The organism is Agarivorans sp. B2Z047 (assembly GCF_023373605.1).
Classification (GTDB): Bacteria; Pseudomonadota; Gammaproteobacteria; order Enterobacterales; family Celerinatantimonadaceae; genus Agarivorans; species Agarivorans albus.
On record NZ_CP088080.1, the window covers coordinates 640379 to 652269 of the forward strand.

Consider the following 11891-nt stretch of genomic DNA (forward strand, 5'->3'; position numbering starts at 1 on the left):
TCGCTATGACAGAACCTACCACCCTGTTGGCAGCCAAACAGCCTGTCGAATATCTGTTCGAGCCAAGTGATAACGAGGGCTTAATTGAGCATCGTCAATTCTGTGAATTAGACTGGAGCATGCTTGAGCAAGCTAACCTTAGCTTTAGCCAGTGTATTTTTATGGATTGCGATTTTAGTGAAGCCAATTTAACCGAGCTGAGTTTTGAACGTTGCCAGCTGTTTAATTGTAATTTTAGTGGGGCGGTTTTAACTGCGAGCCGATTTATTAACTGCAGCTTATACGACCGAAAACGCCAACGCGCTTGTGACTTTAGCGGTGCAGACCTTTGCCAAGCCGAATTTAAAGCCTGCGATATTTCTACTGCTAACTTTAGCCGAGCTGAGTTATTTGATGTGGTGATTGAGCATTGTCATGCGCAAGGCTGCCGCTTTGAGTTTGCCGACTTCTCCAAGGCCGTGAGCAGAAAAGTAGTATTTAGTGCTGCCAATCTTAGCCATAGCAACTTTAGTTTGAGCGATTTTGAAGGGGTTAACTTAGCTAAGTGTGATTTGCATGGCTGTAACTTGAGTGAAGCGGTGCTAAACCGAGTAAACCTTGAGGGCGCGAATCTTAGCGCTAGCATATTTTCGCCAAGCACTTACCAAGGTTTACAGTTGTTTCAAGCTGATTTACGTAATGCTGATATTGCCGGTATTGATATACGCCAGATAGATTTGTCTGGGGTAAAGATTTTTAGCTGGCAAATGGAGGCCTTAATAGAAAGTTTAGGGGTTGTGGTGTACCCCGATAACTAGCCGATTAAATTTCTTTACATCATAAAGTAATACCAATCTGTGGCGTGGCTCTTAGTTTAGCTATTACTCTTCTACTCCTTTCGTCCATTTGATGTGTTGTTCGCATTTGCTTTATAAATATTTGCTATCCAGCTTGTCTAAAATCCAATCATTAGCAATATTGTATTACCAGGGTCTGTTGATCTTTGGTGTTGAAATTTTGTTCGAGATAAGCGGGCTTTAATCGCGGCGAGCACTTAGAAGCCTAGTGGGCTAAGCAAGAAGTGCTTAACAAAGAGTAAAGTTCGCTTATCTGAACCCTTCGGGCAGCATTTCTTAGCCATTTATGCAGCGTTAGCGAGTGATTATTAAGCCCACTTAACTGCACACTCACAGCCTTGCCTAAATGGCTAATAAATTGCTGCAAAAACCATCAGCAAAGATCAACAGACCCTAGTGATTGGCGTTGCCAATCTATGCGGCTCGCTCAGCTGTTCCAAGGTTTGGATTGTGCGCGCGTGAATTATGGATGATTTGGAGACGGGACATGAAACAGCGTAACAAAGCGTTACTTTCGGCTAGTTTATTAAGTTTGGCACTAGGCTTAAGTGTTAGCGCACAGGCTACAGAGTGGAAAGGCTGGAATATTCACAAGGCGGGTTACCCAAACACCGTGGGCATGGACAAATTTGCTGAGTTGGTCGAGCAGAAATCCAACGGCGATTTTAGTATTAAAATGTACCATGCTGGCGTATTAGGCAATCAACCCGACGCCATTGAACAAGTGCGCATTGGCGGCTTAGAAATTGGCAACTTTAGTCTTGGCCCGATTGGTCCGATAGTGAAAGAGGCTAATGTATTATCGCTACCTTTTGTATTTGACGATGTCGCCCATATGCACAAAGCGATGGATGGCGCAGTAGGCGATCAAATTAATGCTGCTATGGAGAAAAAAGGCTTAATTAGCTTAGCTTGGTACGACGCAGGAGCGCGCTCGTTTTATAACTCCAAAAAACCGATTACTCAACCTGCAGATATTACCGGCATGAAAGTGCGGGTGATGAACAACGATTTGTATTCTGGCATGGTATCGGCGCTAGGTGGCAACCCTTCTCCAATTGCCTATGCAGAAGTGTATCAGTCGCTTAAAACCGGTGTTGTTGATGGTGCCGAAAATGGATGGCCTGAATATGAATCGATGGGGCATTTTGAAGTGGCCGGTTACTACTCGTTATCACAACATCTAATTATTCCCCAGTGCTTATGTGCAAATGCCAGTGCATTCCGACGCCTGCCAGAGGCGCAGCAGCAAATGTTAATAGAAGCAGCGCAAGAGTCTGCTCAAGTGCAGCGAGATTTGTGGGCGCAACGCGAAGCATTTAGCCGAGACAAGGTCGTTAAAGCCGGCGTTAAGCTAAACGAAATTAGCGAAAAAGAACCTTTCCAATTAGCGATGCAGCCAGTGTATGACAAGTATTTGGGTGAGAACCCAGAGCTTAAACCTTTGGTTATGTTGATTAAAAACACTAAGTAATCGAGTTCTCGTCGCCACCTTTAATCAGTGATTTGATTGAGGGTGGTGCTTTTTTGTTATTTAGAGGTGCTTATGTTTGAGCAAGCTGATGCGCTTAAGCGCTCGCGCTACGATCGGTTTCTTGATTACTTAAGCCAGCTTAGCTTGCTAGTGGCAGGGATTGCTTTAGTGGTGCTTACACTAACTTTTGGCTGGTTGGTGTTTGGCCGATATGTGCTTAACTCCACACCCACTTGGGTAGAGCAACTATCGCTGTTGCTGGTGGTGTTGATTGCATTTTTGGGAGCCTCGGTAGGTATTCATAAAAACACTCACTTGGGCGTGTCTTTTTTTTACGACCGCAGCCCCTTTTGGTTGCAGCAGCTATTCCAGCTAATTTCGCAACTTTCTCTGGCCATATTTGGCTGCGTAATGATGGTAAACAGTTATCAACTAATGCTGTTTAAGTGGGGTTCTGACATCCCCTTGCTGGGTGTGCCTGAAGGGATTAGAGCAATTCCCATTATGCTGTGTGGCGGCTTGGTTTTGCTCTATTCAATTGGTCATCTCATTCATTTATTTCATCGGGTAAAAGCGGCCCTTATGCGCTAGCGGTACTAAAGGATTAGGTTATGGGTTTAGTTATTTTGATGGCTGTGTTTGTAATTGGGGTGATTATTGGCACGCCAGTGGCGTTTGCTTTAGGCATTGCTGCGGTCTCTGCTTTTGCTTACGAAGGATTACCGCTGCTAATTGCGTTTCAGCGGATTACTGCTGGCATTAGCGTGTTTTCTTTAATGGCTATCCCGTTTTTTATTTTTGCTGGTGAATTGATGTTTCACGGCGGTATCGCCATGCGCTTAGTGCGTTTTGCGTCTTCGGCGGTTGGAGCGGTGCGCGGCGGCTTAGGTGTAGTGAATGTTATGTCTTCAATGTTATTTGGCGGCATTTCGGGTTCGGCGGTGGCCGACATTTCTGCATTAGGCTCGATCCTCATTCCAGTAATGAAGAAGAAAGGCTACGACGAAGACTATGCAGTGAATGTAACGGTAACGTCTTCGATTGCCGGCATTATGATCCCGCCTAGCCACAATATGATTTTGTATGCAGTAGCAGCCGGCGGTGGTATTTCAATTTCCCAGCTGTTTTTAGCCGGCGTGGTGCCTGGCGTATTAATGTGTGTATGTTTAGCAATTACCGCTTACATCGTTGCGGTAAAGCGCGGCTATTCAGCGGAAAAGTTCCCCGGTTTTGTGGTGTTATTTACTCACTTTGTCGTGGCCTTACCGGGTTTGCTTACTGCAGTAATTATTGTGGGCGGGGTGTTATCGGGCGTATTTACGGTGACTGAATCTGGCGCCTTTGGCACTATTTACGCGCTGGTGGTTACAGTAGTGGTTTATCGTCAACTTACCTGGGACAAATTTAAAACGGCGGTGGTTAACTCGGTGAAAACCACCTCGATGGTGATGGTGTTAATTGCCTGTGCAGCAGCCTTTGCTTACATGCTTACTTACTTCCAAGTGCCGAGCAAGATGATTGATTTTCTTAGTGGTATTTCCGATAACCCGATTGTGATCATTTTGCTGATTAACCTGATGTTGTTGCTGTTAGGTATGGTGATGGACATGGCAGCGTTGATATTAATTTGTACGCCAATATTTTTGCCTGTGGCGCAATCATTAGGTATCGACCCTTTGCAGTTTGGCATGATTTTAATGATGAACTTAGGGCTAGGTTTATGCACGCCACCAGTAGGTGCATGTTTATTTGTTGGTTGTGCGGTGGGTAAGGTACCGATGGAATCAGCAGTAAAATCGATATGGCCGTTTTATATCGCTATTTTGGTCGCCTTAGTGCTCACTACATTTATTCCGCAAGTCTCCTTAGCCTTGCCAATGTGGTTAGCGGGGTAAGGTTAAAGCAGCATAAAAAAACGCGCCTTTTGGCGCGTTTTTAGTTTCAAATAGTGAATTACTTACTGTTACAGAGGAGCTGGGTATACATAGCTTGCGCCAAGACCCAATGGTAAACCTAGTGCCCAATAAGCCAGTAGGAATATCGTCCAGAAAATGGCCAGAGCAATAGAGTATGGCAGCATGGTCGCTACTAAAGTACCGATGCCGGTGCCTTTTACGTATTTCTGACAGTACACTACTACTAACGGGAAGTAAGGCATTAAGGGGGTAATGATGTTAGAGCTAGAATCACCCACGCGGTAAGCGGCCTGCACTAAGTCTGGTGAGATGTTCATTTGCATTAGCATTGGCACTAGAACTGGCGAAATCAATGCCCATTTAGCTGATGAAGAGCCCACTGCTAAGTTAATTAACACCACCAACACAATCATGCCTACAATGGTTGCGGGCGCGCCCATACCAATGGCTTGCAAGAAGTTAGCGCCTTTCACCGCCATAAGTACGCCAATGTTAGATTGGCCAAAGGCCCATACAAACATAGAGCAGAAGAAGGCCATAACAATGTAGTGGCCCATGGTTTCCATGGTTTTAGACATGGCTGCCACTACGTCATCAGAGTTTTTGAAGCTACCGTTTAAGTAGCCAAATACCACACCTGGAATCACAAAGAAGATGAAGATAAGTGGCACGATGATTTGCATCATTGGTGCGCTAAAGCTGGTGAGCGAGCCGTCTGCGTCACGCAAGCTAGAACCTTCTCCCCATGCGGCTGCAACCAATAAGCCGATTAAGGCTAACATTACTAAGCTTGCTACACGAAACGCGAAGGTTTCTTGCTTGCTGGTAGAATGCATGTCAGAAGCTACGTCTAAGTCGTCGGCTATCGGGCTATTTTTTTGTAGGCGAGGCTCAACGATTTTATCGGTGATGTACCAAATGGTAGCCACAATCGGTAAACAAGAAGCAGAGGCAAAGAACCAGTTATTTAGCGGGTTAACCATCATGTCTGGGTCTGACAGTTGCGCCGAGCTTTGGGTAAAGCTTTGTAGTAAAGGATCTAGACCAGAGGGGATAAAGTTAGCACAAAAACCGCCAGATACACCGGCAAAGGCAGCGGTGATACCTGCAATCGGGTGGCGACCCATGGCGTGGAAAATTACCCCAGCTAGCGGAATAACTACCACGTAACCTGCATCGGTAGCCACGCTAGAAATAACGCCAATCAATACTACTGCAGGAGTAATCATCTTGGCTGGCGTTACTTTTAACATCGCTTTTAAGGCTGCGTTAATGTAGCCAGAGCGCTCTGCAACGCCTACACCTAATACCGCTACGAGCACTACGCCCAATGGCGCAAAACCGGTGAAGATTTTAACCATGTTGGTCATCCAAGTGGTAAGCCACTCGGCGCTAAGCAGGTTGTTAATGACGATGGTTTCGCTACTGCGAGGATCAATTTCGCTGAAACTTAGATAAGATAGGCCGGCGGAAAGCAGCCATACAAAAAACATCAATCCAAGGAATAGCATTGCTGGATCAGGCAATTTATTACCTACACGCTCAATAGTGTCTAAGAAGCGTGCGATACCGCCTTTATTTGGGGCTGGCTCACTGGTAGTGGTAGAACTCATATATACCTCTAGGTTTTTCTAAACTCTCCGGTTTAGTTAGTTTCGTTGTGATTCATCACCTAAAGTGACCAAAAAATAAACTTATCAAACCAGCATAGTGAATGAGGCTTCCCTTTGCTTTGAGTTAATAAATCCTATTTTATACAAAATTGCAGTTTAATGCATTGTTTAACTTGTTTTTGTCGTTTTTTTGTCTTGGTTTGTCCTGCTGAGTGACTGTAGGCAGTCGCTATTTTTAGTGTCGCTTATCTTTGAATATAACCTTCTATCGGTGATTTAAACACTCGGTCGCAAAACATCGATAGGCACAAGTTGGCGCGTTATGTTTACTTAAAGTTACATGGGCTAGGACACCAACATGAACAATAGTTATTCGCCGCAACAGTTAGAACAAATTATTGCTTTGGCCTTACGCCAGCAACAAGACCAGCAAAACTTTGTTAGTGAGCCTGAATTGTTTGATATTGCCGAGCAATCTGGATTGGATGCTAAACAAACCGAAGCTGCGCTCAAGTTGTGGCAACAACAGCAGCAACTGCGACGCGCACAATGGAAAAAACTGTTAGCCTTTAGAATCCATGCGGGGAGTTATATTTCGATTAGCTGCATGTTGTTTTTGATTGATTGGCTAACCGGAGGGCCATGGTGGTTTTTTTGGCCAATGTTAGGCATGGGCATTGGTTTATTTAGTCATGGCTTAGGCTTTTTAAAGGTATGGCGAAAACTTGCTCAACCCACTCAGGTAGCAGGATTATCGTTTAAAAGGTGTCGCTTTTAAGCGACGCTACACCGAAAAAATGAGGGTTTATAACCAAATTTGATATTTTTTCTCATTTATTGACTAGATTGTGTTCAGCCTAGTCGGTGTTTCAGTTAAGCTCCGGAATCAATTTACCAGTGGTAAGGTTTTACCAAATTTAAAGTTCAATTATTGCTACAGTTTGAAGCAAGGGAAAAATTGAGCTACCGGAGTCAAGAGATTGTTAGAGAAACTCAAAAAGTCAGATTTGTTGCAGCCTTATAGCAAAGACAAATATCAACAGCAGCAAGAGCTGGCATTACCACAAAGCTTACGCTTGGCTTATGTGGTTAGTGCAGTGTATTTAATTTTGGGGATTTCTCACCTTCTGGTTATAGATGAACCGACTCAGCGTTGGATTTTAGCGAGTATGGCGTTGGTCTCTAGCTTGCTTATTTATGTTAGTACTCGCTATTTACCCAAGATTATTAACCCAGCTACTACCGCGATGCATTTGGTTGTAGTGGCATTAATGCTGGCCAACTCCTTAACCCATATGGCACTCACTGAGGACATTATTCAAAGTAGTACCTTGATGTTAGTCGTTGTTGCAACTGGCGGCTTTATGATTGAACGCACCCTGTTGTTACTGGCCCTGTTGGTGGCTGCCGCTGGCTGGTCTACCTTGGTTGTGCAGATGGACCAAGACACTAACACGGTAGTGCATTTTGCTTTTGGTTTGGGCATGAGCTCGATTGTCGCGCTGATTTTGTTTAGTCACAGAGTTGGTGTATTCAACCAATTGATAAATCAACGTAGGCAGCTAAAACATATTGCAGAGGTTGATCAGCTAAGTTTGTGTTTACGTCGTCACGCCTTTGATGAAAAAGCTGAAGCCTTGTTAGCTCAAAGTGGCCAGCGCGCCTTTTCGGTTTTGTATTGCGATTTAGATTATTTTAAGTTGCTTAACGACAGTATGGGCCATGCGATGGGAGACCAAGCCTTACGCCGCTTTGGTGAATTATTGAATACCTTGGCGAAACCCCATCAACTCGTTGTAGGGCGCATGGGAGGCGAAGAGTTTGTATTGGCAGGCTGTATGAGCGAGGAGCAGGCGAGCAATTTAGCGCAACAAATTGTGCAACACCTAGAGGACCTGCATATTGCCCATCCAGAATCTTTAAGTTCTATGTACCTTACTTGTAGCGTGGGCGTTGCCAGCTCGGCAATTGATCATGACTTTTCATCCTTGTGTAAGTACGCCGATAAAGCCTTATACATTGCCAAGCGAAGTGGCCGCAATCAATATCAGCTGCACAATCACTACCAACTTCCAGAAGGAATGAAAATGCCCGCAGACGTGCAGGCATAGTGCTTATTGCATGAACTGCTCAATGCTGCGAAGCATTTGCTGATAATAAGGGTTGTAGCTCAAACGCTGTAAATGTGGGGTTTGCGCTAAGTTTTGCTCGGTTTTTTCACCTTTCACCACGCTCTTAGATTGTTTGCATTGCTGGTAGCTTGGTAAGTCGGCTAGGTAATGGCTGCAATTGCGGTAGTGACCATTTTCCCCATAATGTGGGTTACTGGGTGCATTAATAGTGGCTGTATGCGCAACGTCTTTTACTGCTGAGCAAGAGGCCGTAGTGCAACTCGGAAACTCTATCATTACCTGACTGTTTAGCGCTTCTGGAATACTGCTTTGTTCCCCATAATAAACTAGATGATTGGCAGATTTAGCTGCGCCAGTTTGTTTGCTTTGCCATTGGCTTAATAATTCTAATGTGGCTGCTGTGCTAATGGTTTGGTCGTGTTCGCTGGCAACAACTAGCAAGGGAATATCTGGCAGTGTATCGGCTTTAGCCAAGCGTTTGTTCATGCGTTTCATTAAGCCATGAACTTGAGCACCAGCGTTGTAGGGAAAAGACTCGTACTTAGCAAAATCAATGTCCCCTTCTTTATCTAACCATGTGCTTAACCAGCTAACATATTTTGCCATCCACGCTACGCCGCTGCTGGCTTGGGAGGCCGGAGACCACAACATCACACCTTTAATGGCTGGTTTATTGTCTGGTTGTTCCAAAAGGTGGTTAAGAATTAGCGCTCCGCCGGTAGAGAACCCGCCTAGATAAACCTGCTGATAATCTTTTGCGGTGCGCTCAATGGCATAATCAGCCGCTTGCTGCCATTGCTTATAAGTAACGTTAACTAAATCTGAAGGCGCAGTGCCATGGCCAGGAAGTAGCAGTGTTCTTACATCGTAACCTTGTTGGTAAAAATGCCAGGCTAAATCGTGGAAATGATAAGGAGAATCGGTTAAGCCGTGAATGAGCAACACGGCTTTGTTGTTATCGGTGTGGCTAAGTTCAAAGGGGGCAATAAGCTGTACCACTTTCGGCATGCCTAACCACTGTTGTTGCTTGGCGAGTAACTGATAGCTTTGGCTAGATAGCGGGCAGCTCATCATTGCCCGTGGGTTACGTTGAGCAATCAGGTTCTGGGCATAATCTAAATAGGCTTGGTAGCTTTGATCTTGAGAATAAGAAAAGGTAGCGGTTTTACTGGGAAGAGCTTGGCGATAGGGAGCTTGTTCAATGTATTGCTCAATTAACTGCTGCTGAGAGTTAATGTTTACACAGTTTTCAGTGAAGTCTTGTGCCATGCTCAACGAGCTAATGCCCAAGCTTACAACCCCTAGCAATAAACTAGCGGGTTTACGAAAAAGGTGGGTTAAACAAAGCATTACTCATCCTTAATATTGTGGTTCACTTATCGTGATAGATTAATAGTGTATGCCTAAGCTTTTGGCTTAACTAGCGTTTTTGTTGTCACGGGCGAGCTTTTCAAAGATTGAAATTTCCCATGGCCGCAGCGCTAACAACATGCCGGTATGGCGGCGTTTATCTAAGGGTAACGAGGCATCTTGTTGATTGAGCGTAGCGGCTTCTTTAGTTAGTTGATTAAGTTTGCGCAAAATAATCTCAATAGAGCTTTGTGAATAGTGGCCACGTAGGTAAAAGCGGAAGCTATCGTCGCCGTTAAAGCGTGAATTCATAAACTCGGCCAGTACAATTTGTTCCATGAAGCGCTCTAGCGGGCCATTCGGCAGCCAGCGAAAATCCTGAGCGATAAGTAGCTTATAGGCATTGTTTGGTAGCAGCTGGATCATTTTAAGTTTATCCAAGCGCGCCATTAAACGAATGCACTCATGTTCGCTTAAGTCATAGCGCTGAATTATCTCATCGAAGGTCCAAGAGTCTCTTACACATACCGCCACCAAAAACAGTTTATGGTCGTCGATAAGCTCTTGTTCTTGTTCACGTGTTAAGTGGGTAAGCTTTTCTTTTTCTTGGTCTGCCAGTAGAAACAAGTCAATCAGGTTGAGTTCAACAATGTGGCACATTTCCTCTAAACGCTCTAAAGAGAAACTATTGGTAGAGAACATACGCTTTACGTTGGCTTCACTCATGTTTAAGCGCTGAGCAACGTCTTTATAGGTTAAACCTTGTTGGCGAAAAACTTGTTTAAGGGTGTCGCGGATCTGCTTTAACTGGCTCATGGTATACAAATACTATACTTAGTGTTTATTCATAATAAACATAATACAGCGCCGTTTACACTGAATTTCCTGGACTTTATGGTTAATGCGAACTTAACCAGCAGGGAATTATTATGAAATTATGGAAATCAGCTTTTATCACCTCTATCGCCCTTACTAGCTTGAATGCTATAGCTGTGGGTCTCTCGAAAACTTAAGTCAATCTGCAAAATATTCTGCACTGGCAGCTTCAGCTGGAGCAGCTGGTAGTGGTCAAGTTGCGGTTAGCGCGGTAGCTACTCCGGTTATGTTGGTAAGTGGTGGCGTAGCAGAAGTAAGCCGCGGTGTGGCCAGTGGTACACAACATATTGCTGAAGAAGCCAATGTGCCAGTGCCTTTTGAAATTGGCGACGAAGTTATTGTTGGCGCTGCCCACTAATCTGCTCTTAATTGTTACAACAAAGGAATTATCAAATGAAATTATGGAAATCACTTTTTATCACCTCTATCGCCCTTACTAGCTTAAATGTTGTCGCTACCGAGTCGGGCCAGAACTTTAATCAATCAGCCAAGCATTCAGCCTTAGCCGGTTCAACAGGGCTAAAAGGCAGTGGTCAAGTAGCCGTGAGTGCTGCCACTACGCCGGTAATGTTAGTTGGTGGCTTAAGTACAAATGTTGGTAGCCAAGTTGGTAAAAGTGCCGCAGAGAGTGGTCCCGTTGGCGCTTCCGTAGCTGTTCCTGCTGCATCGGTTGCGGTGGTAGGGAGCACTGCAACAGTGAGTGCGGCAGGTATAGCAGAGAAGGCAGGAGCGCCAGTGCCTTTTGAAATCGGCGACATCATCGTTATTCAATAAGCCAAGATAATAAACATAGGGATATTTTCATGAAAACTATAAAGAAACTTATTATTGCCGCAGTTTTTACCGTAACAAGTGTTGGCAGTTACGCCGGCAGCGCGCCAGCTGAAGATGCCAAGCATCAGCCAGAAGCTATTGCTAAGTTTTCTAAAGAAGTAGAAAAATATGCAGCTAAACACCGAGCCAACGTATTCATTATTGGCCGAGTGGGTCGCCCGCAGGAAGATTTACCCAAAGGCGTGCAATTTACTCATACCGCCTTGGCCGTGTACTCAAACATTACACTCGACTCTGGCGAGACCACCAAAGGTTATGCAATTTATAACTTGTACCAAAACCAAGGGGATTTAGGCCACAGTAGCTTGGTCACCGACTATCCGGTGGACTTTTTTTGGGGAGCCCACAGCTTAAAAGCCGGCATTATTATTCCAAATAAAGAAGTACAAGCTGGCTTATTAGCGCTAGTAAACAATGGCGGTAATCATGTGGTACACAATCCAAATTACTCGGTATTGGCGAACCCATTTGACGGACAGTTTCAAAACTGTACTGAGCACACCTTGGATATGTTGAATGCCAGTATATTTGATACCACTGACCGAGAAGAGCTGAAGTGGTTGGCTAAATCAGACTTTAACCCACAGCCGATTAAGGTAAACCGTTTTAAGTTATTTATGGGTGGTTTGTTTTTAGACGAAGTGACCACCAAAGATCACGATGGTACGCCGCAAACAGCCACCTTTACTAGCATTGCGCGCTACTTAGATGAGAAGCAGTTATTGGAGCACTCGGTAGTTCTTTATCAGCATGATGCTTATAAGCCTTTACTGTAATTGATTGACCAAGATCTTAATAAATTCAATATGAGAACGATTATGAACCAAGTAGAAAAAGAATTAGGTTATATTAATCAATTG

General features: G+C 44.5%; 12 protein-coding genes. 9 read left to right on the plus strand and 3 right to left on the minus strand.

All coding sequences use genetic code 11. The features are described from left to right. The first annotated feature begins 5 nt into the window (after nt 1–5). From LQZ07_RS02980 to LQZ07_RS02995, 4 genes are all read left to right on the plus strand, one after another. Nucleotides 6–797 carry a pentapeptide repeat-containing protein gene (locus LQZ07_RS02980; RefSeq protein ID WP_152783222.1) on the plus strand — a complete coding sequence of 264 codons (792 nt, stop codon included), beginning with the start codon at nt 6–8 and terminating at the stop codon, nt 795–797. Between the two features lie 526 nt (nt 798–1323). After that, nucleotides 1324–2310, plus strand: coding sequence for a TRAP transporter substrate-binding protein (locus tag LQZ07_RS02985; RefSeq protein WP_152783224.1), 987 nt, complete (start codon nt 1324–1326; stop codon nt 2308–2310). 72 nt (nt 2311–2382) lie between these two features. Further along, nucleotides 2383–2901 (plus strand): TRAP transporter small permease, encoded by a 519-nt coding sequence (locus LQZ07_RS02990; protein ID WP_016402346.1) that lies wholly within the window; start codon nt 2383–2385, stop codon nt 2899–2901. Nucleotides 2902–2921: 20 nt separating this feature from the next. Then, nucleotides 2922–4205, plus strand: coding sequence for a TRAP transporter large permease (locus LQZ07_RS02995; protein WP_016402345.1), 1284 nt, complete (start codon nt 2922–2924; stop codon nt 4203–4205). A 68-nt stretch (nt 4206–4273) separates the two neighbouring features. On the opposite strand, the gene LQZ07_RS03000 is transcribed toward LQZ07_RS02995, so the two are convergent. Continuing rightward, nucleotides 4274–5839: an AbgT family transporter gene (locus tag LQZ07_RS03000; protein ID WP_016402344.1), complete on the minus strand. Its 1566-nt coding sequence runs from the start codon at nt 5837–5839 to the stop codon at nt 4274–4276. A 358-nt stretch (nt 5840–6197) separates the two neighbouring features. Here LQZ07_RS03000 and LQZ07_RS03005 point away from each other — a divergent pair, with 358 nt between their 5' ends. Both LQZ07_RS03005 and LQZ07_RS03010 read left to right on the plus strand, forming a co-directional pair. Beyond that, entirely contained in the window at nt 6198–6617 is a 420-nt protein-coding gene (locus LQZ07_RS03005) for a 2TM domain-containing protein (RefSeq protein ID WP_152783226.1), read from the plus strand. 202 nt (nt 6618–6819) lie between these two features. Then, nucleotides 6820–7950: a diguanylate cyclase gene (locus LQZ07_RS03010; RefSeq protein WP_152783228.1), complete on the plus strand. Its 1131-nt coding sequence runs from the start codon at nt 6820–6822 to the stop codon at nt 7948–7950. Between the two features lie 3 nt (nt 7951–7953). On the opposite strand, the gene LQZ07_RS03015 is transcribed toward LQZ07_RS03010, so the two are convergent. Both LQZ07_RS03015 and LQZ07_RS03020 read right to left on the minus strand, forming a co-directional pair. Then, entirely contained in the window at nt 7954–9321 is a 1368-nt protein-coding gene (locus tag LQZ07_RS03015; protein WP_152783230.1) for a carboxylesterase, read from the minus strand. Nucleotides 9322–9387: 66 nt separating this feature from the next. Further along, nucleotides 9388–10137 (minus strand): helix-turn-helix transcriptional regulator, encoded by a 750-nt coding sequence (locus LQZ07_RS03020; RefSeq protein ID WP_016402340.1) that lies wholly within the window; start codon nt 10135–10137, stop codon nt 9388–9390. 286 nt (nt 10138–10423) lie between these two features. Here LQZ07_RS03020 and LQZ07_RS24530 point away from each other — a divergent pair, with 286 nt between their 5' ends. Genes LQZ07_RS24530 through LQZ07_RS03030 form a run of 3 tightly spaced genes read left to right on the plus strand, consistent with a single transcriptional unit; the run spans nt 10424 to nt 11807 of the window. Continuing rightward, the gene (locus LQZ07_RS24530; RefSeq protein ID WP_255484053.1) at nt 10424–10555 is read left to right on the plus strand and encodes a hypothetical protein; all 132 of its coding nucleotides are present in this window, start codon (nt 10424–10426) and stop codon (nt 10553–10555) included. A 35-nt stretch (nt 10556–10590) separates the two neighbouring features. Then, on the plus strand, nt 10591–10971 hold the full coding sequence (locus tag LQZ07_RS03025) for a hypothetical protein (protein ID WP_016402338.1): 381 nt from the start codon (nt 10591–10593) through the stop codon (nt 10969–10971). 29 nt (nt 10972–11000) lie between these two features. After that, a complete protein-coding gene (locus LQZ07_RS03030; protein ID WP_152783232.1) occupies nt 11001–11807 on the plus strand; it encodes a DUF2145 domain-containing protein in 807 nt (268 codons plus the stop codon). Nucleotides 11808–11891 lie beyond the last annotated feature (84 nt).